This is a genomic window from Streptomyces olivaceus, from assembly GCF_000721235.1.
Taxonomy (GTDB): Bacteria; Actinomycetota; Actinomycetes; order Streptomycetales; family Streptomycetaceae; genus Streptomyces; species Streptomyces olivaceus.
The window spans coordinates 1-24,484 of sequence record NZ_JOFH01000032.1 but is presented as its reverse complement, the minus strand read 5'-3'; the positions used below and the strand labels follow the sequence as shown (position 1 = coordinate 24,484).

Genomic DNA, 24,484 nt, shown 5'->3' with positions numbered 1-24,484 from the left:
GTGACCGGACAGCGGTCTTGACGCAGGGTCAACCTCTGCCACACCATCCAGGCACCCCATTCACTGTGGAGTCCCCTTCCGGAGGACTCCCTAGGAATTCGGAGCCCCCCACATGAAGCTCCCCCAGTCCGTGCAGCTCCCCCAGTCCCTGAAGCTGCCCCGGTCCCCCCTCTCCGGGCGCGCGTTGACGGCCGGTGCCGTCGCCGTCGCCACGCTGATGGCCGGCGGTTCGGCGGCCGGCGCCGCGTCCGCCGCCGAGCGGCCCGCGGCCGTCGCCGACGCGCCCGACATACCGGTGGCCAACGTCAAGGCCCACCTGACCCAACTGCAGTCGATCGCCACGGCGAACGGCGGCAACCGCGCCCACGGCCGCCCCGGCTACCAGGCGTCGCTCGACTACGTGCGGGCCGAGCTGGACGCGGCCGGTTTCACCACCAGCCTCCAGGAGTTCACCGCCTCGGGCAGCACCGGGTACAACCTCATAGCGGACTGGCCCGGCGGCGACGCGGATCAGGTTGTCATGTCCGGTGCACATCTGGACAGCGTCACCTCCGGCCCCGGCATCAACGACAACGGCTCCGGGTCCTCGGCCGTCCTGGAGACCGCGCTCGCCGTCGCCCGCTCCGGCTACCAGCCCACCAAGCACCTGCGCTTCGCCTGGTGGGGCGCGGAGGAGCTGGGCCTGGTCGGATCCAGCCACTACGTCGACAGCCTCGGCTCCGCCGACCGCGAGAAGATCAGCGGCTATCTGAACTTCGACATGATCGGCTCACCCAACCCGGGCTACTTCGTCTACGACGACGATCCCACGATCGAGAAGACCTTCAAGGACTACTTCGCCGGCCTCAGCATCACCACGGAGATCGAGACCGAGGGCGACGGCCGCTCCGACCACGCCCCCTTCAAGAACGCGGGCGTCCCCGTGGGCGGTCTGTTCAGCGGGGCCGACTACCGCAAGACCTCCGCGCAGGCGGCCGAGTGGGGCGGCACCGTGGGCGAGCCGTTCGACCCCTGCTACCACTCGTCCTGCGACACGACCGCCAACGTCGACGACACGGCCCTGGACCGCAACAGCGACGCCATCGCGTACGCAGTCTGGGAACTGTCGCAGTAGGACGGGCGGCCCCACGCGGGCGCGGTCCGGTCAGCCGGCCCGGGTGCGGAGGCGCTCGGCGAGACGGCCCATGCGGGTGCGTACGGACTCCAGTTCCTCGGCGTCCTCGGCCGCCGGGCCCTCCTCGGCGGCGAGTTCGTCCCACAGGCCGACCAGGTCGCGCCCCAGCTCCAGCCCCTGCTCGGGGTCGCGTACGGCACGCCAGGCGGTGGCCGCGCTCTGGACGTTGCCGTACGCGGCCTCCGCGTCACCCGCCCGCCGGTGCAGCCGGGCCAGCTCCAGCGAGAGGTCGAAGGCGCGGCCCGGGTCGCCGGACAAGTAGGCGATGTACGCGGTGAGTTCGCGGAGCCGGAGTACCTCCGGGTGCTCCGGCCCCAGCGTCCGCGAGGCGTCCGTCACGACCTGCTCGGCCAGGTGCGCCGCGGTCTGGGTGCGCCCCTCCCTGACGGCCTCGTTGATCCGGGCCGTCGGCTCCGCGAGCAGCGCCGCGGTCGTGGCGTCGCCGGGCACCGTGAGCAACGCGTCCCCGAGCACGGCCTCGGCCACGGCGTCGAAGCCGCGGGCGGGCGTGGGGGTGGGCTTGGGGCCGGGGTCGGCGTCGAGGAACGGCCCGGGGGCGGAGGGCCGCTTGGAGGCGGTGACGGGCTTGGGGGCGGCGGCCGGATCGGGGAGCGGCGTCGGCTCGGGGAGGGGCGTCGGGCAGGACGACGGCTCGGGGCGGGCGGTGAGTTCGTGGGGCTGCGCCGGGGCGGGCTCGCGGGGCGGTTCGGGTGCGCGCGTGTGGGCCGGCTCCGGGTCGGCGGGCGATGCGGTGCGCGGGGCAGCCTCTTCCGGCGCCGGGACCGCGCCTTCCGGCACCGGGACCGCGGCCGCGTCGCCCATCCGGGGCGGCGGCCCGAACACCCCGGTCGGCGGGGCCACCGTGCCCGGCCGGACACCCCCGGCCGGTTCCGGCAGGGCACGCAGCACGAAGGTCGGCGCGGAGCCGGCGGCCGGTGTCCGCCGCTCGTCGGGCACCGCCGGCGACGGGAACGCCGGGGCGCCGTCCGGTACGGCCTCCAGGGAGCGCAGGACGTGCGTGGGCCTGTCCCACCCGGTCGCCGCCCGCTCGGGCACCGGCGTCTCCTCGGGCACCGGCGTGGCCGCGGGTACCGCGGGTTCCTCCTCGGCCGGCGCCGGCACCGGGTCCGCGGCGAGGTGGCTCGCACCGTCCGGGTCGACCCTGAGCGGGACGGAGTAGCCGACGCGCCGGTCGTGGATCGTGGCGAGGACGGGCTGCCCGGCGGCGAGGGCGAGGCGGTGGAGGTGGTTCAGCACGGCGTTCTGGATCTCCTCGCCGGGGGCCGCGACGACCGTCGCACCGTCGACCGAGGCGCTGCGCGCACCGGCTCCGGCGGCCGGTACGCGGACGTCGATCGGCGTCGCCGCGCGGTCGGCCGAGCACCCGGCGCCCTCGTGATCGCGCTGCTCGTCGCGGCCGAGTCGAGACATCGTTCCCCCACTCATCGGCGGCTTCCGTCGGCGGATCGTGTCTCCGTACCGTCCAGAGCCTGTCGTGCCTGTCGTGCACCTATTGTCGAGTGTCTCCGCTCGCCCGCGGTTCTCACGTCACCGGGGTGTCACAGGCTCGTTCCAGGTGGCGCCCCCATGGACAAGTAAATGCGTACGCATATAATGCACATGCTGGTTACCGTCCATCGCCGACCGAACCGGGGTCCCTCATGACGCGTCGCTTCCTCTTCCTCACCGGCAGCACCCGCCCCGACGGCAACACCGAACTGCTCGCCCGCCGCGCCGCCGACCAGGTGCCCGCGGACGTCGAGCAGCGCTGGATCGATCTGGCCCGGCACCCCCTGCCCGAGTTCGAGGACCTGCGCCACGACACCGACCACACGCGCCCCACGGAGGGCAACGCGAGTCTGCTGCTCGACGCCACCCTCGCCGCCACGGACATCGTGATCGCCTCGCCGCTGTACTGGTACACGCTGTCCACACCGGTCAAGCGCTACCTCGACCACTGGTCCGGGTGGCTGCGCACCCCCGGCCTCGACTTCAGGGCGACCCTGGCCGGCCGCACCCTGTGGGGCGTCACCGCGCTCGCCCACGAGGAGCGGGAGGTCGCCGACCCGCTGATCGGCGCCCTGAACAACTCGGCGGCCTACATGGGCATGCGGTTCGGCGGCGTACTGCTCGGCAACGGCAGCAGGCCCGGTGACGTCCTGCGGGACACGGACGCGCTGACGCGCGCCAAGACGTTCTTCGCCCGCGAGGCGCCGTTCGCCCGTTTCCCGTACGAGGCGGCGGGCGCCACGGCTACGAGGTGATGTCCTTCGTCGTGAACCGCGCCCAGGCCGCCGAACCGAAGACCGCCGCGTAGAGGGCCTGCAGGCCGAGGTTCCGCACCAACTCGTCCCAGTAGACCGGTTCACGCATCAGGTCGGCGAAGGACAGCCAGTAGTGCGAGAAGAAGTACGGGTGCAGCGCGTGCAGCTGCGGGATCTGGTCGAGGATCTGGACGGTGATCAGGAGCCCGACCGTGGTCGCCATCGCCGCGATCCCGCTGCTCGTCAGCGTCGAGACGAACAGCCCGAGGGCCGCGACGCCGACCAGCGAGGCGGCCACGACCAGGGCGATCAGCAGCGCCCGGCCCAGGCCCTCGCCGTAGGTGATCCGGGTGCCGGAGATGGTGACCAGGTCGCCGACCGGGAACAGCAGCGCCCCGACCACGAGTGCCGAGGCGGCGACCACCAGAGTGGCCGCGAGGCAGAAGACGATCACCGTCGTGTACTTGGTGAGCAGCAGCCGGGTGCGCCCGGCGGGGGCGACCAGGAGGTAGCGGAGCGTCCCCGCGTTCGCCTCTCCCGCGATCGCGTCGCCCGCGACGACGCCGACGGCCATCGGCAGGAAGAACGGGAGGGTCGCGGCGAGCGCGGTGAAGACCAGGAACAGGCCGTTGTTGCTGATCTGCGCGATGAAGGCCGGTCCCCCGCCGCCTGCGCCGCCGACCGAGGAGCCGTCGCTCGTCTCGATCCGCACGGCGATGCCCACCAGGACCGGCACGGCCGCCAGCACGCCGAGGAGGGCGAGGGTCCGCCAGCGCCGGAAGGTGGTCAGCAGTTCGCTGCGGAGCAGTCCGAAGGCCCACAGCGGGCTCGGCGCGCGCACCGCGAGCCCGCCGCCGGGCCGTTGCCCCGGTCCTCCCGGGCGATGACCGGGTCCTTCCCGGCCGTCCGGTCCTCCCGGGCGATCCGATCCGTCCGGTCCGCCCAGTGCCCGTGTCTCAGCCCGCGACATCGAATCCCTCTCCCGTCAGCGCCACGAAGGCGTCCTCCAGGGAGGCCCGTTCCAGTCCGAAGCCGCGGACCCGGACACCGGCCGCGACAAGGGCGGCGTTCACCTCGGCGAGGTCGTGGTCCGGAGGTTCCGCCGTCACCCGGTCCTCGACGGCGACGACGTCCCCGGCTCCCTGTTCCTTCAGCACCCGCGCCGCGTCGGCCGGGTCCGGCGTGGTCACCACCAGCCTGCCGCGCGCCCCGGCCGAGAGGTCGGCGACCGCGCCCTGGGTGATCAGCCGTCCCCGGGCCATCACGGCGGCGTGGGTGCACACCTGCTCGATCTCGTCCAGCAGGTGGGAGGAGAGGAAGACGGTGGTGCCGTCGGAGGCCAGTTCGCGGACGAGGGCGCGGATCTCGCGCATGCCCTGCGGGTCGAGGCCGTTGGTCGGCTCGTCCAGGACGAGCAGGCGGCGCGGCTGGAGCAGTGCCGCGGCGAGGCCGAGCCGCTGCTTCATGCCGAGCGAGTACGCCCTGGCCTTCTTGCCGGCGGCGGCCACGAGGCCCACCCGGTCCAGTGCCGCCGACACCCGTGCCCGTCGGGTGCGCGGGTCGGCGGCCGGGTCGGCGGCGTCGTAGCGCAGCAGGTTGTCGCGGCCGGAGAGGAAGCCGTACAGGGCCGGGCCCTCGATGAGGGCACCGACCCCGGGCAGTACGGTGCGGGCCGCGCCCGGCATGGGCCGGCCCAGCACCCGGGCGCTGCCCGAGGTGGGTTCGATCAGGCCCATCAGCATGCGGATGGTGGTGGTCTTGCCGGAGCCGTTGGGGCCGAGGAAGCCGAAGACGCTGCCCGCCGGGACGGTCAGGTCCAGACCGTCGACGGCGAGCTGTCCGCCGCGGTAGCGCTTGGTGAGCGCGCGGGTGGCGATGACGGCGTCGTCCGCCCGCTCCCGGCCGGCGGTCTCCGGACCGGCGCCCTCCGGGTTCGCGGCCTCCGGACCGGCGGTCTGCCGGCCGGCGGTCTCCCGGTCCGCGCTTCCCCGGTCCGCGCTTCCCAGGTCGGTGCTTCCGCGGTCGGCGCTCCCCCGGTCCCGGCTCTCCGGCTCCGTGGCGGACGCTTCGGCCATCGGCTCCCCATTCTCCGTGCGATGCGCCCCGCGGGCCGCGGTCACTCCTCGGCCCGCGGGGCGGCCGTCCCTCCTGCCTACTTCGCGGCGTCGGCCGCCTTCACCAGGGCGTCCTTGGTGACCGCACCGGCGTAGACCTTGCCGTCGTCCGTGATCAGGGCGTTGACCAGGCGGGTCTTGAAGACCGTGCCGGAGCCGAAGTCGCCCTTGACCTGGTCGCCGAGGGAGCCCAGGAAGCCTCCGAGGTCGCCCATGCCGCTCAGGTCGCCGGCCGCCGCACCCGTGGGCAGGCCCTGGGCGCCGGTGTCGAAGGTGGCGATCGAGTTCCAGCCCTCGCCGATGACCTTCATGCCCTTCATGTCCGCCGCGCCGTCGGCGCCGTCCTTGCCCGGCGCGGACGGCGTGCCCTTGCCGGGGCCGTGCTCGCCCTTGCGCCCGTGCTCCGGCGCCTTCGCCCCGTCGCCCTCGGTGACCTTCGCGCCCTCGGGCGGGGTGAAGTCGAACGTCGACGCGTCCGGCTTCGCGAAGCTGACCTTGGTGAAGCCCGCGTCCACCACGGCGGCGCCCCCACTCGCGGGGGTCAGCGTGAACTTCAGCGGCGTACCGGTCTCGGCGTCCACGGCGACGGTGATCGCACCGACCGTGGAACCCTTCTGCTTGGGCTCGACCACCAGCCGGTACGCGTCCCGTCCGGCCACCTGCGCGGTGCCGCCCACCGTGACGGAGGTGGTGTCGTCGACCGACTTCAGCGCCTCCTCGGCGAAGTCCTTCGGCGTGGCCGGCACGTCCTTCGCCGACTTCCCCGACCGCTCGGCGCCGTCCGGGGCGGTGGAGTGGTAGACCTCGTTGGACTTGCTGTCGTAGCCCCAGACGTCCTTGCCGTCGTGGATCAGGCTGTACTCGGCGGTGTCCTCGATCAGGGACACCTTCTGCCGGTCGGGGCCGTCGGCCGCGACGCGCAGCGTGTGGCTGCCGGAGACCAGCTCGGTGAGCTTGGCCGACGGGTCGGCGGCCGAGCCGTCGCCACCGTCCGCACCGCCCGGGCCGCCGGACATCCCGGACATCAGGCCGCTCTCCAGGCCGCCGAGGTCGGGCAGGCCCAGGTCGGTGTTGATCCGGACCGTGCCGGACAGCTGCTCGGTGTCCGACTCGGCCATCTTCTGCAGGAGTTGCTCCGCCGTGATCTTCGGCAGGTCGGGGTCTCCCGAGTCGGCGAGTGCGGGGACGAGACCGATCGTCGCGGCGGCCACTCCCATCACCGCGACCGGGACCACGTACCGCGCGGCCCTGCGCCGGCCGGCCCGCAGCTCCTCGCCCTCTCCGGCACTCGTGCTGTCGTCGGTATCGATCGGTGCCATGTGTGCCCTACCTCCGTCGTCGGCGGCGGATGTCTCGCGGTCCCGCACTCCTTCAACCCGTGCGCGCACTGCTACCCGTGAGCCGCCATTCTCACCCGAATCGGTGAGGATTGGTGTTTTCCGTGGTGTCCATCTGACCAAATCACCGGAGCGGAAGCGTCAGACCGCGGACTCAACTCCGCGTACTCCTACGGGATGACACGGAGGGGCGAGCACCGCACCGGCCCGTAGGGGTGCGGTACGCCACCCGGACACGGCGGCACCCCTCCCCCCCCCGTGACGCACATCGCCGGGGAGGGAGGACGCCCCGGCGCTCAGCCGGCCCGGTGCACCACGGCGTCGCACAGCTCCACCAGCGCGGCCTTCGCCTCGCACTCCCGCAGCGGGGCCAGCGCCGCCCGGGCGTCCTTGGCGTACCGGACGGTGTCCCGCCGGGCCTGCTCCAGTGCCGGGTGGGCGCGCAGCAGGCGCAGCGCCTCGGCGTGCCGGTCGTCGTCGCTCAGGTCGGAGGCGAGCAGCTCGGAGAGTGCGACGTCCTCCGCGAGCCCCAGCCGTTCGGCGCGCTCGCGCAGCCTCAGCACCGGCAGGGTCGGGATGCCCTCGCGCAGGTCCGTGCCGGGCGTCTTGCCCGACTCGTGGGAGTCGGAGGCGATGTCCAGGACGTCGTCCGCGAGCTGGAAGGCGACGCCGAGCCGCTCGCCGTACTGGGTGAGCACGTCCACCACCGTCTCGTCGGCGCCGGACATCATCGCGCCGAACCGGCAGGAGACGGCCACCAGCGATCCGGTCTTGCCGCCCAGCACGTCCAGGTAGTGCTCCACCGGGTCGCGGCCGTCCTGCGGGCCCGCCGTCTCCAGGATCTGGCCGGTGACCAGCCGCTCGAACGCGAGGGCCTGGACGCGGACGGCCTCGGGCCCGAGGTCGGCGAGGATCTGGGAGGCGCGGGCGAAGAGGAAGTCGCCGGTGAGGACCGCGACCGAGTTGTCCCAGCGGGCGTTCGCGCTGGACACGCCGCGCCGTACGGCCGCCTCGTCCATCACGTCGTCGTGGTAGAGCGTGGCGAGGTGGGTCAGCTCCACGACCACGGCCGACGGCACGATGCCGGGGGCGTAGGGGTCGCCGAACTGGGCCGAGAGCATCACCAGCAGCGGCCGGAACCGTTTGCCGCCCGCTCGCACCAGGTGCTGGGCGGCCTCCGTGATGAACGGGACCTCGCTTTTGGTTGCCTCAAGCAACCCTTCCTCGACCGCAACCAATCCGGCCTGGACATCGGCTTCCAGAGCCTGGTCCCGCACGCTCAGCCCGAACGGCCCGACGACGGTCACGAGGGGTCTCCTGTCTGCTGGTGTCTTCTGGCGATTACCTGGTTTGTCGATAGGTCGCTGCCACCACTCAAGTCAGCGTATCCGGTCACCTTTCGATCACGGCTAGCGCCCACCGTTGCAGGCCGGTCGGTATCGGATCATGCGCGGTATGTTTTTGATCAGGTGATATGAGCGGATATTGGACGATACGCCCGAGGCGCGGAACCGGGCGGCGAGCGGACCGGCGACCGCCGCAGAAGATCCCATCACCCCTCCCGGCAGATCGCACGCGGATCGCACTCCGAGCGCGTCGCCCACTCGACGGACAGCCCCTCCCGACCGATGGCCGGTTGAGGCACAGTTGGGGCGAATGCCCCTTTTGCCGCGCTTGTTGAGCCGGGTGAGTTGGCTCACTCGTCACCGCCCCGGAGCAACCCCGCCGCAACCTGTGTCCTCCCTTTGCCCCGCACGCCAGTTGGGACTTGGCAGACGCAAAGGATCAAGGGCATCAAATGCCCCAGACCAAGGTCAACAGGCGTGTTGGGTGACACCTGCACTTGTTCCGGACATGTGCTCTCGCATACGTTCCCGGCCTGTCGGGCGGACGCCTAATCCTGCCGCCGCCCGGCCGCACAGTCATCCACCCAACACACTCGCCGGCAGGAGCGGGGGACCCAGGTAAGTCGCCGCACCGGTCACGACCGGAGCGGCTCGGGGTGAAGCCGTACCCGTCAGGGGCACGGCCGGGCACCTCCCCGCCCGAACCCGACAGCTCACCTCGCAGGCGTAAGGAGAGGGACACAACATGTCTGCCTACGGTCACAACCGTCACGCCCGCACCGGCCGCCTCGCCCGGAAGCTCGCCGTGGCCGGCACCGGTGCCGCGGTGCTCGCGCTGCCGCTCATCGGCGCCACCACGGCCTCCGCCGCCACCCCGGCCGCCCCGACCGCCACCACGGCGGCGACGGCGTACCCGGACAACCTCGACGGCTGGATCCGCGAGTCGCTCGACATCATGGCGCAGCAGGGCATCCCCGGCACGTACGACGGCATCCACCGCAACATCATCCGGGAGTCGTCGGGCAACCCGCTCGCCATCAACAACTGGGACATCAACGCCGTCAACGGCACCCCGTCCAAGGGTCTGCTGCAGGTGATCGACCCGACCTTCCAGGCGTACCACGTGGAGGGCACCTCCTGGGACCCGTACGACCCGGTCGCCAACATCACCGCCGCCTGCAACTACGCGGCGGACCGGTACGGCTCGATGGACAACGTCTTCAGCGCCTACTGAGCCGCGCTGGGCGACTCACCGCGCCAGGAGACTCAGGAGACAGAGGTACCGAAGATCCGCTCGAGGACGACGGCCACGCCGTCGTCCTCGTTCGTACGGGTGACCTCGTCGGCGACCGCCTTGAGCTCCGGGTGCGCGTCGGCCATGGCGACGCCGTGGGCCGCCCAGTCGAACATCGGGATGTCGTTGGGCATGTCGCCGAAGGCGATCGTCCGCCGCCGGGTCACCCCCAGGTACTCGGCCGCGAGCGCCAGGCCGGTCGCCTTGGTGATGCCGCAGGGCTGCAGCTCCACCGTGCCGGGCCCGGACATCGTGACCGTCGCGAGGGAACCGACCACCGCGCGCGCGACCGCCGTCAACTCGTCGTCGCCCAGCTGCGGGTGGCGCAGCAGCACCTTGCTGATCGGGGTGCGCCACAGCTCGTCGCGCCGCCCGACCCGCACCGCGGGCAGCGTGGGGTGGGACATCCGGTACTCCGGCTCGATCAGCGTGAGGCCGTCGACGCCGTCCTGGTCGACGGCGGCGTGCACCTGTCCGACCTCGGCCTCGATCTTGCCGAGCGCGGTCTCGGCCAGTTCCCGGTCCAGGGTGACCGACCACAGCATCCGGTGCGCGCCGGCGTCGTACACCTGGGCTCCCTGCCCGCACACGGCGAGTCCGGTGCACCCCAGGGCGGCGAGCAGCGGCCGCACCCGGGGCGCCGGCCGGCCGGTCACCACGAGATGCCGCGCGCCCGCCCCGGCCGCCCGCGCCAGCGCGGCCAGCGACCGGTCGGAGACGGTGTCGTCGCCGCGGAGCAGCGTGCCGTCGAGATCGGTGGCGACGAGGGAATACGGGGTGCGGTGCATGATCAGAGAATACGGACACCGCACCTGCCCGACTCACCGGCGACCGCTTCCGAACGAGGACGTGGCGAGTGCGTTCGAAGGCGCCCGGGGACGCGGCCGTACGTGTCCGAAAGCTGGCGCATCATCTGCTAAAGCCGCTTAAAGGCCTGTGCACCGGTTGGCAACAACATGGTGGGCTACCTACCCCCGAGGCTCCCCCGGAGGTACCTTCCTGTTGTTCGGCGCAGTGTCTGTTCAAGGCAGTGGTCCGGGGGGACTTGATCGGGGGGTCGGGTTGAACAGCGGGCGGGTGCGGGTGCTCAGGCCGGAGGAGCTGAGCGCGGGGGAACGGGAGCACTGGCGGGAGCTGCGCGCCAAGTCGGCGGCACCGCGCAACCCGTTCATGGAACCGGAGTTCACCGACGTCGTGGGCCGGGTGCGGCCGCGGGCGCGGGTGGCGGTGATGTACGACGGCGGTGAGGCGGCCGGTTTCCTGCCGTACGAGCGCGGACCGCTGGGCCAGGGCCGGGCCATCGGGCTCGGCGTCTCGGACTGCCAGGGCGCGGTGCTGCGCCAGGACCTCGTCCCGCACCCGCGCGAACTGCTGCGGGCCTGCTCCCTGTCGAGCCTCGCCTTCGACAACCTGGAGGCCGAGCAGGAGCTGTTCGTGCCGTACGCCGTCGAGGAGCACACCACCTTCGTCATTGACGTGGGGGACGGCTACGAGGCGTACGAGAGGGCCCTGCGCGAGCGCTCGCCGAAGTTCCTGAAGACCACCCTGGCCAAGGAGCGCAGGCTCGGCCGCCAGGTCGGGGACGTGCGGTTCGTCTTCGACGAGCGGGATCCGGCCGCACTGCGGACGCTCATGGAGTGGAAGTCGGCGCAGTACCGCAGGACGGGGCGCCGGGACCGGTTCGCGCAGGAGTGGATCAGCCGGCTCGTCGCGCGGCTCGCCGAGACCCGGGCGCCGGAGTGCACGGGCACCCTGTCCGTGCTCTACGCCGGGTCGCGGCCGGTCGCCGCCCACTTCGGCCTGCGCTCGGGGACCGTCCTGGCCTGCTGGTTCCCGGCGTACGACACGGAGTTCGGGAAGTACTCGCCGGGGCTGGTGCTGCACCTGCGGATGGCCGAGGCCGCGGCCGCCGAGGGCATCGGGCTGCTCGACATGGGGCGGGGGCCCGCGGAGTACAAGGACTCCCTGAAGACCGGCGAACTGCCCGTCTACGAGGGGGTGGTGGCCCGTCCGGGGGCGGGCGCCGCGCTGCACTGGCTCGGCCGCGAGCCCGCCCGCCGCGCGCACGGCTTCGTGCGCGAACGGCCCCGGCTGGCGTCGTTGGCGGCACGCACGTTGCGGGGCGCGGCCCGGCTTCGCCGGTCGTGACGAGGGGATACCACGAGGGGCTACCACGAGGGGGGCGCATGGCCGGTCTGCGGCGGGAGAGGACACAGAGGGATCTGCGGCGGGAGAGGACGCGGCGGGAGATTGGCGACTTTCTGGGTCTCGGGCCGGTGCAGGTGGCAGAGCTGGACCTAGGCGACTCCACCGGCGCGGCGGACGACGGCGTGGTGCTCAGGCCGGGTCCGGGCAGCCCGCCGGTCACGCCCGGCTCGGTGTTCCTGCTGGTCAGACAGGCGGGCGTGCCCGTCGGTACCCTCCTCGGCGAGGTGCCCGAGGGCATGGACGCGGCCCGGGTGCTGGCCGGACTCGCCCGCCGGCTGCTCCGCACCGCGCCGCCGGAGGCACCGCCCGTGCCGCCCCGCGCCAGTGTCGTGGTCGCCACCCGGGAACGCGCGGACCAGCTCGCCCGCGCCCTCGACTCCCTGCTCGCGCAGGACCACCCGGACTTCGAGATCGTCGTCGTCGACAACGCGCCGGTGACCGGCTCGACCCGGGAACTCGTCGAGCGGAAGTACGCCGAGCGCGTGCGGTACGTGTGCGAGCCCGTCCCCGGACTCGCCGCCGCGCACAACCGGGGCCTGGCGGTGGTGCGGGGCGAGGTGGTGGCCTTCACCGACGACGACGTGGTCGCCGACCCGCGCTGGCTCACCGAACTGACCGCGCCGTTCGCCACCGACCCGGGGCTGGGCTGCGCCACGGGGCTGATCCTGCCCGCGCGGCTGCGCACCCCCGCGCAGGTGCTGCTGGAGAGCCACGGCGGCTTCGCCAAGGGCTTCACCCCGCGCACGTACGATCCGGCGTGTCCACCCGCCGGCGAGCCGCTGTTCCCGTTCACCGCGGGGCGGTTCGGCTCCGGTGCCAACATGGCCTTCCGTACGGCGGTGCTGCGGGCGGTCGGCGGCTTCGACCCGGCGACCGGCGCGGGCACGCGTGCGCGGGGCGGTGACGACCTCTACGGGTTCGTGCGCGTCCTCGCCCAGGGGCGGCGCCTTCGCTACACGCCGCGGGCGCTGGTCTGGCACCACCACCGGGAGACCTGGCGGGACCTGGAGACCCAGGCGTACGGCTACGGCGCGGGCCTCACCGCGTACCTCACCGCGATCCTGGTCAACCGGCCCGCGCTGCTGCCGGCCTTCCTCGCACGGGTGCCGGGCGGGCTGGCCCACGCCCGGGAACTGACGGCCGTACGCGCCGCCGGGAAAAGGGACGCGGACGGACGCGGGGGCGGCGGGAGCGGGGGCGGCCGGGACCGGGAGGGTGCGGCGCCGGGCGGGCACGACTCCCGTACGCATCCCTGGCCGCGGCGCCTGGCGCGGTTGCAGCGCCGGGGGATGCTGTACGGCCCGGTCGGCTACCTGCGGGCGCGCCGCGCCCTGCGCGCGGCCGGAGTGGCGGCGCGATGAGCGGGGCCGGGACGCACCGGGACGGGCCGGCCCCGGCCGGCGGGGCCTACGTCCCCGTCTTCCTCTATCACGCGGTGATGGACGATCCGCCCGCGTGGATCGCCGAGTTCACCGTCACCCCGAAGGAGTTCGCCGCCCACCTCGACGCGATCGTCGGCAGCGGCCGGACGCCCGTCACCATCGGCGTGCTGGCCGACCATCTGGCGGGCCGGGCGCCGCTGCCGCCCCGGCCGGTGCTGCTCACCTTCGACGACGGCTTCGCCGACCTGCCCGGTCCGACCGCCGAGGCGCTCGCCGAGCGGTCGCTGCCGGCCACCGCCTACCTGACCACCGGCGCCATCGTGCCGGGCGGCCGCAGTCTGCTGCCGCCCGCGCCGATGATGACGCTGGCGGCGGTGGCCGGGCTGGAACGTTCCGGCATGGAGATCGGCAGCCACACCGTCACCCACGCCCAGCTCGACACGCTGCCCGGCAAGGACCTGGCGTACGAACTGCGCACGTCCAAGGCGGTGCTGGAGGACGCCCTCGGGCACCCGGTCCGCCACCTCGCCTACCCGCACGGCTACAACAGCGCGAAGGTGCGGTCCTGGTCGGCCCGCGCCGGGTACGAGACGGCGACCGCCGTGCGGCACGCCCTCAGTTCGGAGCGCGACGAGCGGTACCGCATCGCGCGGCTCATCGTGCGGCGCGGTCACACGGTCGCCGACGTCGAGTCCTGGCTGGCGGGCGGGGGCGTACGGACCGCCCCCTACCGCGACGGCCCGAAGACGGTGGCGTGGCGGTGGTACCGGCGGGGGCGGGCGATGGTGCGGGGTCCCGAGTTCGCGGGGTAGGCGGCGCCGCGGGACGGCTTCGCTCGCGTGCGAACATCTCGTTCCGGACCCCTCGTCCGGACCCCTCGTCCGGACGGCTCGTCCGGACGGCTCGTCGGAGCGGCTCGTCGGTGTGGCGCCTCATGCGCGCGGCTGGTTGAGGTAGGGGTCGGCTGCCACCTTCCGCAGGCTGTCCCACGCCCGGTCGTTCGCCACGGCCAGGTCGCAGTGCGGTCCCGGGTCGCGGTAGTTCCACTGGAGGGCGGCCTTGACGCCGTCCAGGTCCTTGAGCACCCGGGGCACCTGCGCGTACCAGTCGGCCTGCCGGCCGGGGCGTTCCGGGTCGGAGGCGCTGCCGAACTCCGAGAGCATCAGGGGCTTGTCGTCGGAGATGTGGGCGCGGATCCAGTCGTGGCTGGCGTACTGCGTCTGCGCGAAGCTCAGCCACTCCGTCTTGTGGCAGAGGTAGTAGTTGTACTGGTTGTAGCCGATCCAGTCGACGTAGTCGTCGCCCGGGTACATGCGCTCGAACAGGTCGGTGTGGTTCAGGTAGCCGGTGATGACCCAGGTCCACACGACGTTGTCGGCGCCCAGCGCGCGGAACCGGTCGTGGACGTGCCGGTAGGCGCGGACGTAGTCGGCCGGGGTGCCGTTGTCGGGAGTGCGGGTGTCCATCTCCAGGTCGAAGGAGAGGAACACCTTCTTGCCCGTGCGCTCGCCGTACTCCTTGACGCGTCGTGCCTGGACGTCGATCACGGACTCGTCCAGGCCGCCCGCGGCGATCTCCTTCCAGGTGGGCTGCTGGGCCCGGGTGCCGCCCCACCACTTGCTCTCCCAGGAGAGGAGCAGCATGCGGTCCTCGCCGACCTGCTGCTCCTGCTCGGTGAGCAGTTGCCCCTCCAGACGGGTCTCCGTGACGGCGGACATGTCGTGGTACGTGTACACGATGTCGAGCGTGCGGCCGGCGCGCTCCTCGTACTCCTCCACCTTGTCGGCCAGGTCGGACTTGTCGTGGGGGACGAAGGCGCCGAACCAGGCGCCGCAGGGCGGTTCGAGGAGGGCGGTCGGGCGACAGGCCGGGTCACCGGCGCCGCCGGCTCCGTCGGCCGGGTCGGAGGGGCCGGAGGCGTCGCGCAGGGCGAGCACCGCGATGAGGATCGCGCAGGTCGCCGTCGCGGAGGTGATCAGCAGGCGGCGCCTGCGGCGGTGCTGTCCGGTCGTCGAGTCCGCGGGGGTGCGGCGAGCGGGACGGGCGAACCTCACGAAGTGGAACCCTTCCGTGTCGGCGGCGCGGCGCCCGACGCCGCGCCGGAAGCCGCGGGAGGCGTCGTGCCGGGTGTCGGGCGAGGCGTCGTGCCGGGTGCCGGGCGGGCGCGCAGGGCCGGGCAGAACGCGGCGAGCGTGGTCAGCAGGGTGAGCGTCAGCAGGACGCGGTCCCCGCTCAGGGCGTGCGCGGCGATCAGCACCGTGGACAGGAGTATCGCGGCGCTCACGCTCAGCAGGACGGCCAGCATTATCCGTTCGAGCAGGTCGGAGTGGTGTGCGAAGTCCGCGTCCCGGCGCTCGGCGGGGCCCTCGGCGCCGCGGGCCCGGAGCGCGGGCCCGCAGACTCTGACCAGAGCGGCGCCCGGTCCGACGGCCAGGAAGGCGGCCACGGCCGCGCCGCGCAGCGGGGAGCCGTCGGGCAGGGCGAGCGAGGCGAGCGCCAGCCAGCCGCCGAACGGGGGCAGCATACGGATCACGAGGTCCTGCGGTGTCATGGTGCGCGCCTCCTCAGCTCGCCGGTTTCAGGACGTAGAGCACGCCCGCGCTGTTCTCCGCCACGCGTTCGAAGCGCGGCGAGCCGGCCACGGACTCCCTGACGTGTCTCAACTGGGCCTCGTTGAGCTGTCCGTTCATCTCCGAGTTGGCTGTCTGCCCCTGGGTGAGCAGGAAGTAGGCGCGGGCCGGCGCGTCCACCGCGGCCATGTCACGGGCGAGGACACCGGCCGGGTCCCGCACGATCTCGTCGACGTGGCGCCGGTCGTCGTCGAGGAACCAGTAGTGGTCGACCCGCCAGTACTGCTCGTAGGCGAGCGGGTAGTTGCGGTTGGCGGCGACGACCAGCGAGCCGTCGGGCGCCTGGTCGAAGAGCCGCTGGACGAGGGCCACCTCCCGGGGCGGGAAGTAGTTGATCCGGTCCTTGCCCGAGTAGCTCGGCACGAACGCGAGGGTCCCGGCCAGCAGTACGAGCGGCGCCAGCCACGCGCCGTACCGGAGGCGAGGTGGCGAGGGCGGGGAGAACGAGGGCAGCGCGAACCGGCGGCGGGACGGGCCGGACGGCCGTTCCGCGTTCCGCGCGGCGGCGTCGGCGGCGTCGGCGGCCTCCGCGGCCGACGCGCGGACCCGGGGCAGCAGCGCGGCGGCGGCGAAGAAGGCCGCGCCGGGAAGCATGAACATCAGGACCCGGAAGATCATCTCGCTGCCGTAGCTGCTCGCCACGAACATCGGCAGCGGGGCCGCCGCGAGCAGCAGGAGCGGGAACGCCCGGCGCCTCAGCACCCGCTGGCGCAGTACGCCGGCCAGCGCGAGCAGCAGCACGGAGCCGGACAGGAGCCGGGCCGCCCACGACATCGCCACCGCTCCGGCGCCGGTGGGCGTCGTGCCGTACCCCGTCTCGACGTTGGCGCCGACGTCGCCGACGGAGCGGATCATGTCCGGCATGGCGGCGGACAGGAAGGGCAGGGCCGCCGTGAGGCACCAGGCCAGGAAGATCACGACGGTCGTGACCAGCGGCAACCAGTCGCGGTGGCGGCGGGTGAGGGCCAGCGCGAGGAGCGTGACGACGAGCATGCCGGGGGTCAGCTGGTGCGAGACGACGACCGCGACGACCAGGAGACTGAGCAGTACCGCCCACACCGCCTGCCCCTGCCGCACACCACCGCGCCCGTCCGGACCGTCCAGTCCCTTCGGACCGTCGGATCCGCTCGATGCGCTCGATCCGCTCGGTCCGCTCGATCCGCTCGTACGGCTGCTGTAGCGGCGCAGGACGACGGCGAGGACGCCCAGGTGCAGGGCGAAGGCGACGGACTGCGGGGAGAAGTAGTCCTGGCCCACCCAGTTGGCGACGCAGAACAGCCACACGGCGGTCCAGATCAGCCGGCGGTCCGTGGTGAAGGTCCGGTAGATCAGCAGCAGCGGCAGGAGCAGCAGCACGCTGGAGACCAGGGGCCACCAGGCCATGTACATCGCGGCGTTGTCCACGCCCAGCAGCCGCACCAGGGCCGCCTGCGCGGCGAAGAAGCCGGGCCACTGGTCGTAGACGGCCATGTCGCCGAGCCGGTCGGCGTCCTGGAGTCCGCCGGACGTCAGCAGGTGGTCGACGACCGCGTCGTGCTTCCACGCCCACGCGTACAGCGGGGTGGGGTAGAGGAGGGCCTGCGTGGCCCGTTCCATCACCAGCAGGCCCAGCACGTGGGCGAGGGGCCAGCGACTGCGTCGGCGCGGGTCGCGGACCGTGAACCAGAACCCGGCCGTGAGCACGGCGAGGCCCACCCAGAACGTGGGGTGCAGCGCGCCGACGAGCCCGTAGTCGTCCAGGGCGGACACGTCGGTGTGCCGTACGGCGTAGCCCCACAGGGCGAGCGCGGCGAGCAGGGGCACGGCGGGCCAGGCGGCCAACGCGCGGGCCGGCCGGGTGGCGGGGGCGCCGGTGGCCGGCTCCCGCGTGGTGTGCGGCGTCGGTTCCTCCCGCGTGCGTGAGTCGTGTGCGGGAGGCTCGTCCGCCCGCGGCGTGTCCGGGACCTGCTGCCCGGGCACCGGCTCTGGTGCGGATCTCTCCCGTGGAGTTGCTGGCGGACGCACGACGGTTCCCCCCTGACGATTCGGCTCCGTGCTCGATCAGTGCTCTGGCGTGCCGTTCGGTCTGCTGCGCGGTGGGGGCGGCGGCTTCGCCTGGCCGGGGCCGCTCGTCCCTGCGGGCGGGCGGCGCAGGGACATGAGCAGCGCGGTGAGGACGAGGAGCAGCAGGAGGGGCGGCGCGACCGGCGCGAGTTCCTCCTGCCAGACCCAGCCGCCCACCGCGGCGACGTACAGCACTGCCCAGCGCGCCTGCCACAACAGGCGCAGCCGGCCGCCCGCCCTGTCGAGGAGCAGCCACAGCGGTACGAGACACAGCAGTTGGAGGACGAGCGGCCCCCAGCGCAGCACCGGGCCGGGTCCGTCCAGACCGAGCGCGTCCGCGAGGAACCGGGCCGCCCCCGCGTACACCGCGCCGTCGACCGGGTCCGGTCGCCTGCCCAGGGCGACGGGCGCCGCGTGCAGTGCGAGTAGGGCGGCCCCCAGCGCGGTGCCGGGCAGCCACGGGTCGGGCCTGGCGCACAGCGTCACGGCCGCGACGAACACCACGAGCAGTACGGCTCCGGCGGCCAGCGCCGACAGGGGCAGTCCACGCAGCAGTTCCTGTCCGGTGAGCACGGCTCCGACGTCGGGCGCGCCGTCCAGCCACGCCAGGTGGCGCAGGGACACCGGGAAGGCGACGGCGGCCAGGCCGAGCAGCAGCCACAGGGCGGGCCGCAGACGCCGCTCGGGGACGGGGCCGGCCTCGGCGGCGGCTCCGGCGTCGGCAGGCGGGCGGACGATCACCGCGAGGGTGTCCGCCTCCAGTGCCTCGCGTTCGTAGCCGGGGCGTCCGATGAAGAGGGCGACCGTGTCCTCCCGTCCCTCCCCGTCCGGCCGCTGCTGCTCGTACGCCGCCTGCCGCGCCCAGGTCGTGCCGTACCCGGCGGTGGAGTTCAGCCGGGCCGAATCGGTGCCGTGGGACGTGCCGGGGCGCTGCTGCTCCCGGCCGGGCCGGCTCCCGCCACCGGCAGCCGCCGGCCCACCGGCCACGAGCGACGCACCCGGCGCGGGCGGGGCGTCCGGTCCTCGTGAACCGCCATCACCACGCGGCCCGTTGGAACCACCGGACCCACCTGAGCCCCCGGGCCCGGACCCGCCTGAGCCCCCGGGCCCTGACCCACGAGGCCCGCCGGACCCACCGCCCCCGCCCCCGTAGGCCGCGTCGACACCGCGCAGCGCGGCCCGCAGCCCGGGCACGCAGCCGACCGCGACCACCGACATGCCCGCCAGCACCGCCCAGCCCGCCCCCGCGATCCCGGCCGGCGTGAACAGCACCGTCGCGCTCCCGAGCACCAGCACGCACATCGCGCCCTGCACGGCGGCGAGTACGCCGGTGCGGCCCTGGACCCGCAGCACGCCGATGTACAGCTCCACCACGATCCTCGGCAGCGCCCCGACCGCGAGCAGCCGCAGCACCGTGGAACCGTGCTCCGCGTAGTCCTCGTCGAAGGGCGCGAGGATCTGCGGCGCGAAGACGACCAGGAAGAGCACCACCGGCACCAGCAGCAGCGTCATGCGGCGCAGTGCTCCGCGGATTCCGTCGGCGAGGCGGCGCGGGTCGTGGGAGGCGTGCGCGGTGAGGGAGGAGGCCATGTTGATGGCCATGAACTCCATCGTGCCGCCGACGGTGTAGGCCACGTAGAAGTAGCCGTTCTCCGCGGCGCTGAAGTTGACCGCGACCATCACCGGCAGCAGATTGATCATCGCCAGGCTGAACAGCGCGCCCAGCGAGTCCCCGGCGAGGAAGCGGCCCATCTCGCGGACCCTGGGCGGTTCCACGTCGCGGTCGGCGGCGGCCTGGCGCGGGATGAGCCTGCGGAAGATCAGCCAGCCGAGCGGCAGGGTCGAGAAGGCGATGGCCACGGCCCAGGACACGAAGATGCCCAGGACGGGCAGTGTGGTGGCGAAGACGGCCAGCAGGATCAGCTTGCCGACCGAGAACACCGCGTTCCCCGCGGGCACCCACTCCGTCTTGCGCAGCCCGGTCAGCACCCCGTCCTGAAGGGTGAGCAGCGCCCAGGCCACGCACGCGGCGACGAACAGCGTCCCCGCCTCGGCCGTGCCGAGGGGAGCGTAGGAGGCGCCCCACAGGTCGAGGGTGAGCAGGAAGACGGCGGCGGCGACGGCGACGACCGCCGAACTCGCCGCGTACGCACGCCACACCAGCGGTCCGGTGGCCCGGCCGGCACGGGGCACGAAACGGACGACGGCGCCGATCATCGTGGTCGCCGTGATGCTGGCGAGCAGTCGCATGGCGGCGATGGCGGCGGAGCCCTGCCCGACCGCCTCCTCCGAGTAGTAGCGCGCGGCCACGAGCCAGAAGCCCAGGCCGAGGACGGCCGAGACGCCGGTGCTGAGCATGAGGAAGTAGGCGTTCTTGAAGAGCGAGTCGCCGCCGTGTCCGCTCCCCGCCGACGTGGCGGCCCCGCTCCCCGGCACCGTCGCCGTCTCGTGCACCTTGGTCTCAGCCACCCGACGGGACCAGCCCTTCCGGTACCCCGGCCGGTCGTACGCCGGACTCCTCCAGCGCCGCGACCACCGCGCGGGCCCGCAACGGGTCCACGGGCAGCGCGTGCCGCGCGAACCAGCGCGCTCCGTCGGGAGCCGGGGACGGGTCGGTGAACTCGGCGCCCGCGTAGTCGTCGAGGGGCGGATCGTAGAGGTAGCCGACGACGATGCCGCGCCGGGCCAGCGCCCGGACCGCGCCGTCCCGGTCCGCCACGAGCAGCGGGACCCGGAACAGCGGCTGGACCGCGCCCCGCGAGCCGTTCGCCGGCCCCGCCCCGGCCGCCGGTCCCGCCCAGCGTGTCGACTGCAGCAGCTCCGTCCCGGCCCGGCAGCGCGCCAGTACGTCGTCCAGCCGGTCGAGCCTGCGCCCGATCCGGCCGAGCCGGAACCGGCCGGACCGCAGCCGGTAGTCGTGCATGTCGACGCGGACCCAGGGGTCGTGGGCGTCGAGTCCGGGCGCCGAACCCGCCGCACGGGCGAGCTCCCGGGGGCGTAACGGCATCCGGATCTCCTCGCGCTCCATCCGGCCCAGCAACCGCATCGTGGCCCAGGCGGCCCGCCGCAACCGCAGTCCCCGCACGGCGGCCTCCGCGTACGGCCGTACGGCGTAGGCGACTTCGGCCGTCGTGCGGCGCGGCAGCAGCAGGTCGGCGCAGCTCCTCTCCAGCGTCTCGCGCAGCGCCGGGTCGGCGACCGCGAGGATGCCGCCGGCCTTGGCGCCGACGTGCTTGGAGAGGCTGAAGACGGACGCGTCGCCCCAGGTGCCGACCGGCCGCCCGCCCACCTCGCTGCCGATGGCGTGCGCCGCGTCCTCGAACAGGGGGATGCCCAGCGCGTCGCAGCGGGCCCGCAGCCGGGGCGCCGGGTCCGGGTTCCCGTACAGGTTGGTCGTCAGTACGGCGGACAGCGAGCCCCAGACCTCGTCGGGCACGGCGTCGATGTCGACGGACGCGTCCGACGGGTCGAGCGGCGCCTGCACCGGGCGCAGCCCGGCGGCGAGGACGACGAAGAAGATGACGTCGTCGTTGACCGGCGACATCAGTACCCGGCCGCCGGGCGGGCACCAGTGACGCAGTGCCGCGTACAGCCCGAAACGGCACGACGGCACGTACACGCATTCCCGGCCGAGCCGGTCGCGCATGGTCGCTTCCAGCCGCTTCCCCGGCTGCGAACCGTCCCGCGCCCCGCCCGGACCGGCCTCCCCAATGGCCATCCGTCCCCCCAGAGGTGCCGTCGAGGGCCCCCTCCCCGAGACCGTCCGGCACCCGCCCAGAGTCGCCCCGTTCGCACCACTCCGTCAAGATTGCCTCCCGGCCTGTGGACAACTTCCCGTGCACGGGCGGAAGCGGAGCGCCACCAACGCCGGACGCACCCCACCGCACCCCGGCCGTGCCGCTCGCTCCCCTCGTCCCGCGCACCGGTGCCCGGGGCACCCGCGCACGTCAGCCCGCCTGCGCGCGCCCTGCCCGCCTCGCGGCACCACCTCCCGTCGCTCTGCCCAAGAGCGCCGTGTCACCCGTAACGTGTGGCTGGTCCACGCACCACGTGACACACGACGACCACGTGGCGCACACGGCGCGCACGGCGCACATGGCGAACACGAAAGCGAGGCAGCACCCGATGCCCCCCTTCGATGTCCCCGAGGGCGACCCCTTCGGCCCGCACAACCTTCCGTACGGCGTGTTCTCGATCCCCGGCACGCGGGAGCGGACGGTGGGCGTCCGGCTCGGCGACCACGTTCTCGACGCGGGCGCGGCGGCCCACGCGCTCGGATCGCCGTACGCTGCCCTGCTCGCGCGGCCCACCCTGAACCCGCTGCTGGCGGCCGGCCGCACCGCCTGGTCGGACGTGCGGCGCGCGCTCACGGCATGGGTGACGGTCCCCTCCCACCGCGAGACCCTCGAACCCCTCTTCCACCCGCTGTCGTCGGTGACCCTGCACCTGCCCTTCGAGGTCGCCGACTACGTCGACTTCTACGCCTCCGAGAACCACGCGCGCAACGTCGGCAGGATCTTCCGCCCCGACGCCGCCGACTCCCTCACCCCGAACTGGAAGCACCTCCCGATCGGTTACCACGGCCGCTCCGGCACGGTGGTGGTGTCCGGCACGGACGTCGTACGACCGTCCGGGCAGCGCAAGGCCCCCACCGACGCCGCTCCCGTCTTCGGACCGTCCGTCCGACTCGACATCGAGGCCGAGGTCGGCTTCGTCGTGGGCACGCCCTCGGAGCCGGGCGAGCCGGTGGCGCTCGGCGACTTCCGCGAGCACGTCTTCGGGCTGTGCCTGCTCAACGACTGGTCCGCACGGGACATCCAGGCCTGGGAGTACGTCCCCCTCGGTCCGTTCCTCGGCAAGTCCTTCGCCACGTCGGTGTCGGCGTGGATCACACCGCTGGAGGCCCTGGAGGACGCGAGGGTGTCGCCTCCCGAGCGCACGCACGAGCTGCTGCCCTACCTCGACGACACGGGCGGCGAGCAGGACGGACCGGGCGGCTACGACCTGCGGATCTCCGTCGCCGTCAACGGCCACGTGGTCTCCGAGCCGCCGTTCTCCACGATGTACTGGACGGCCGCCCAGCAGCTGGCCCACCTGACCGTGAACGGCGCCTCGCTGCGCACCGGCGACCTCTACGGCTCGGGCACGGTGAGCGGACCGTCCGAGCGCGAACGCGGATCCCTGCTCGAGCTGACCTGGAACGGCCGCGAACCCCTCGAACTCCCCGGGGGCGGACGCGCGTTCCTGGAGGACGGCGACGTGGTGACCCTGTCGGCCTGGGCGCCGGGCCCGGACGGCGTACGGGTGGGGCTGGGCGAGGTGACCGGCCGGGTGGTCGGACGAACTGCCCGGCACGGAACGGGAGAAGCAGCGGGGTCGGGAGCGGGCGCGGAATCGGGAGCGGGCGCGGGACTGGGCGCGGAATCGGGAGCGGGCGCGGGACTGGGCGCGGAATCGGGATCGGGAGAAACAGGCGGAACCGGGGACGCCTGACTCGCCGCTGCCCTACTGCCCGATTCCGGGTCCGGTCTCCGCCGACACCTGACTCTCACCGCCCGGCACCGTCATACTGGCGTCGGGCGGTGTCCGTGTGCGCTCCGTCCGTCCCTGCACAGCCAGCGCCGCCCGTCCTTCCGACCAGGATCCGGAGCCCGTGGCATGACCGTCTGCCTGCTCCTGCTGTTCGCCGTCGCCGTGACCGCCGCGGTGCCGGTGCCGCGCGCGCTGACCCGGTCCCTGTGGCCCGAACGCGATCCCGTCGTGGCGCTGTGGGTGTGGCAGTGCCTGGTCGCCACCGTCCTGCTGTGCTGCCTGACCGCCCTCACCCTCGGCGCCACCGCCGTCTTCGGCACCGTCCGCGCCCAGTTCTTCGCGCCCGCGCCGCCCGCGGTGACCGCCGCCTACAACCTCTCCGCCGGCCCCGCCTGGGCGGCAGCCGTCACGCTGCTGCTGGCGGCCGGGGCCGCCTGGACGACGGCGATGCTGGCCCGCGAACTCGTCGAGGCCCGTCGCCGGCGCGCCCGGTCGCGGGCCCATCTGCGTGAGCGCGCCCCGGACCTGCCCGCCGGCCTCCCCGCCGCCCGCGGGCCCCTGCTGGTGCTGGAGGACGAGTACCCGGACGCCTGGTGGATGCCCGGGAACCCGCCCCAGCTCATCGTCACCACGGGCGCCCTGCACCGCCTCACCGACCACCAGCTCGACGCCGTCCTCACCCACGAGCGCGGCCATGCCCGGGCCCGCCACGACTGGCTGCTGCACCTGTCGACGGCCCTGGCGACGGGCTTTCCGCGAGTCCCGCTCTTCGCCCACTTCTGCGACCAGACCCACCGCCTGGTCGAACTCTCCGCGGACGACACCGCGTCCCGCCGCTGCGGCCACCTGACCACCGCGCTGGCCCTGATCGAGCTGAACCAGCACCGGGGCGTCCTCTCCTGCTCCTCCAGTCACCGCCTCCTCGGCGAACGGGTCGACCGCCTCCTGGAGCCCCGGCCCCGCCTGACCCCCCGCCACCGCGCCCTCACCACGGCGACAGCGGCCCTGGTCCCCCTCCTCCCCCTCCTGATCACCTTCGCCCCGGGCCTGACGGCTCTGGCCTAGCTGTTCTGTCCGGGGAGGTTGTGGGCAGGTGAGCCAGGTCTCGGCTGGGGGAGCTTGAACAGGTGAGGGCCTTCCGGTTCGGTGTGGATTGCGAC

The 24,484-nt window shown here is 73.6% G+C and carries 19 protein-coding genes and 1 riboswitch; of the genes, 8 read left to right on the top strand and 11 right to left on the bottom strand.

Going from position 1 to position 24,484, the window contains the following annotated elements; translation table 11 throughout:
• The first annotated feature begins 112 nt into the window (after positions 1-112).
• Positions 113-1,114, top strand: coding sequence for a M28 family metallopeptidase (locus IG94_RS0129930; RefSeq protein ID WP_052410922.1), 1,002 nt, complete (start codon positions 113-115; stop codon positions 1,112-1,114).
• Positions 1,115-1,144: 30 nt separating this feature from the next.
• On the opposite strand, the gene IG94_RS0129925 is transcribed toward IG94_RS0129930, so the two are convergent.
• Positions 1,145-2,605 carry a hypothetical protein gene (locus IG94_RS0129925; RefSeq protein WP_031044241.1) on the bottom strand — a complete coding sequence of 487 codons (1,461 nt, stop codon included), beginning with the start codon at positions 2,603-2,605 and terminating at the stop codon, positions 1,145-1,147.
• A 230-nt stretch (positions 2,606-2,835) separates the two neighbouring features.
• On the opposite strand from IG94_RS0129925, the gene IG94_RS0129920 reads away from it, so the two are divergent.
• Positions 2,836-3,438, top strand: coding sequence for a flavodoxin family protein (locus tag IG94_RS0129920; RefSeq protein WP_031044238.1), 603 nt, complete (start codon positions 2,836-2,838; stop codon positions 3,436-3,438).
• On the opposite strand, the gene IG94_RS0129915 is transcribed toward IG94_RS0129920, so the two are convergent.
• The 4 genes from IG94_RS0129915 to IG94_RS0129900 form a co-directional block, all read right to left on the bottom strand.
• Positions 3,428-4,408: an ABC transporter permease gene (locus IG94_RS0129915; RefSeq protein WP_224326562.1), complete on the bottom strand. Its 981-nt coding sequence runs from the start codon at positions 4,406-4,408 to the stop codon at positions 3,428-3,430. The genes IG94_RS0129920 and IG94_RS0129915 overlap by 11 nt on opposite strands.
• Positions 4,395-5,513, bottom strand: coding sequence for an ABC transporter ATP-binding protein (locus IG94_RS0129910; RefSeq protein WP_107060733.1), 1,119 nt, complete (start codon positions 5,511-5,513; stop codon positions 4,395-4,397). Before IG94_RS0129910 ends, IG94_RS0129915 begins: the two co-directional genes overlap by 14 nt.
• 77 nt (positions 5,514-5,590) lie before the next feature.
• Entirely contained in the window at positions 5,591-6,871 is a 1,281-nt protein-coding gene (locus IG94_RS0129905; RefSeq protein ID WP_031044230.1) for a LolA family protein, read from the bottom strand.
• A 314-nt stretch (positions 6,872-7,185) separates the two neighbouring features.
• A complete protein-coding gene (locus IG94_RS0129900; protein WP_031044227.1) occupies positions 7,186-8,196 on the bottom strand; it encodes a polyprenyl synthetase family protein in 1,011 nt (336 codons plus the stop codon).
• Between the two features lie 623 nt (positions 8,197-8,819).
• A riboswitch (cyclic di-AMP (ydaO/yuaA leader) is annotated at positions 8,820-8,976 on the top strand.
• A 4-nt stretch (positions 8,977-8,980) separates the two neighbouring features.
• Here IG94_RS0129900 and IG94_RS0129895 point away from each other — a divergent pair.
• Positions 8,981-9,469, top strand: a complete 489-nt coding sequence (locus IG94_RS0129895) for a transglycosylase SLT domain-containing protein (protein ID WP_031044224.1) — start codon at positions 8,981-8,983, stop codon at positions 9,467-9,469.
• Positions 9,470-9,501: 32 nt separating this feature from the next.
• Here the strand turns inward: IG94_RS0129895 and IG94_RS0129890 are convergent, their stop codons facing one another.
• A complete protein-coding gene (locus IG94_RS0129890) occupies positions 9,502-10,317 on the bottom strand; it encodes a Cof-type HAD-IIB family hydrolase (RefSeq protein WP_031044220.1) in 816 nt (271 codons plus the stop codon).
• 274 nt (positions 10,318-10,591) lie between these two features.
• Between IG94_RS0129890 and IG94_RS0129885 the strand changes: the two genes are divergently transcribed.
• The 3 genes from IG94_RS0129885 (at position 10,592) to IG94_RS0129875 (ending at position 13,931) form a co-directional block, all read left to right on the top strand.
• Complete coding sequence (locus IG94_RS0129885; RefSeq protein ID WP_031044217.1) at positions 10,592-11,677, top strand: GNAT family N-acetyltransferase; 1,086 nt, start codon at positions 10,592-10,594, stop codon at positions 11,675-11,677.
• A 128-nt stretch (positions 11,678-11,805) separates the two neighbouring features.
• The gene (locus IG94_RS0129880; RefSeq protein WP_372459491.1) at positions 11,806-13,098 is read left to right on the top strand and encodes a glycosyltransferase family 2 protein; all 1,293 of its coding nucleotides are present in this window, start codon (positions 11,806-11,808) and stop codon (positions 13,096-13,098) included.
• The gene (locus tag IG94_RS0129875; protein WP_052410921.1) at positions 13,095-13,931 is read left to right on the top strand and encodes a polysaccharide deacetylase family protein; all 837 of its coding nucleotides are present in this window, start codon (positions 13,095-13,097) and stop codon (positions 13,929-13,931) included. Before IG94_RS0129880 ends, IG94_RS0129875 begins: the two co-directional genes overlap by 4 nt.
• A gap of 120 nt (positions 13,932-14,051) precedes the next feature.
• Here the strand turns inward: IG94_RS0129875 and IG94_RS0129870 are convergent, their stop codons facing one another.
• The 5 genes from IG94_RS0129870 to IG94_RS0129850 all read right to left on the bottom strand — a co-directional run bounded on the left by IG94_RS0129870 (position 14,052) and on the right by IG94_RS0129850 (position 21,510).
• Positions 14,052-15,173 (bottom strand): glycosyl hydrolase, encoded by a 1,122-nt coding sequence (locus tag IG94_RS0129870; protein WP_031044209.1) that lies wholly within the window; start codon positions 15,171-15,173, stop codon positions 14,052-14,054.
• A complete protein-coding gene (locus IG94_RS0129865) occupies positions 15,170-15,670 on the bottom strand; it encodes a hypothetical protein (protein ID WP_224222449.1) in 501 nt (166 codons plus the stop codon). Before IG94_RS0129865 ends, IG94_RS0129870 begins: the two co-directional genes overlap by 4 nt.
• Before the next feature lie 13 nt (positions 15,671-15,683).
• Positions 15,684-17,708, bottom strand: a complete 2,025-nt coding sequence (locus tag IG94_RS0129860) for a glycosyltransferase (protein WP_224326564.1) — start codon at positions 17,706-17,708, stop codon at positions 15,684-15,686.
• An 81-nt stretch (positions 17,709-17,789) separates the two neighbouring features.
• A complete protein-coding gene (locus IG94_RS43705) occupies positions 17,790-20,261 on the bottom strand; it encodes a lipopolysaccharide biosynthesis protein (RefSeq protein ID WP_043484921.1) in 2,472 nt (823 codons plus the stop codon).
• On the bottom strand, positions 20,254-21,510 hold the full coding sequence (locus tag IG94_RS0129850; protein WP_031044196.1) for a DegT/DnrJ/EryC1/StrS family aminotransferase: 1,257 nt from the start codon (positions 21,508-21,510) through the stop codon (positions 20,254-20,256). The genes IG94_RS43705 and IG94_RS0129850 overlap by 8 nt, the downstream gene beginning before the upstream one ends.
• Before the next feature lie 407 nt (positions 21,511-21,917).
• Here IG94_RS0129850 and fahA point away from each other — a divergent pair, with 407 nt between their 5' ends.
• Positions 21,918-23,285: a fumarylacetoacetase gene (gene fahA, locus IG94_RS0129845; protein WP_224326565.1), complete on the top strand. Its 1,368-nt coding sequence runs from the start codon at positions 21,918-21,920 to the stop codon at positions 23,283-23,285.
• A gap of 165 nt (positions 23,286-23,450) precedes the next feature.
• The gene (locus IG94_RS0129840; protein ID WP_031044192.1) at positions 23,451-24,389 is read left to right on the top strand and encodes a M56 family metallopeptidase; all 939 of its coding nucleotides are present in this window, start codon (positions 23,451-23,453) and stop codon (positions 24,387-24,389) included.
• Positions 24,390-24,484: the final 95 nt, after the last annotated feature.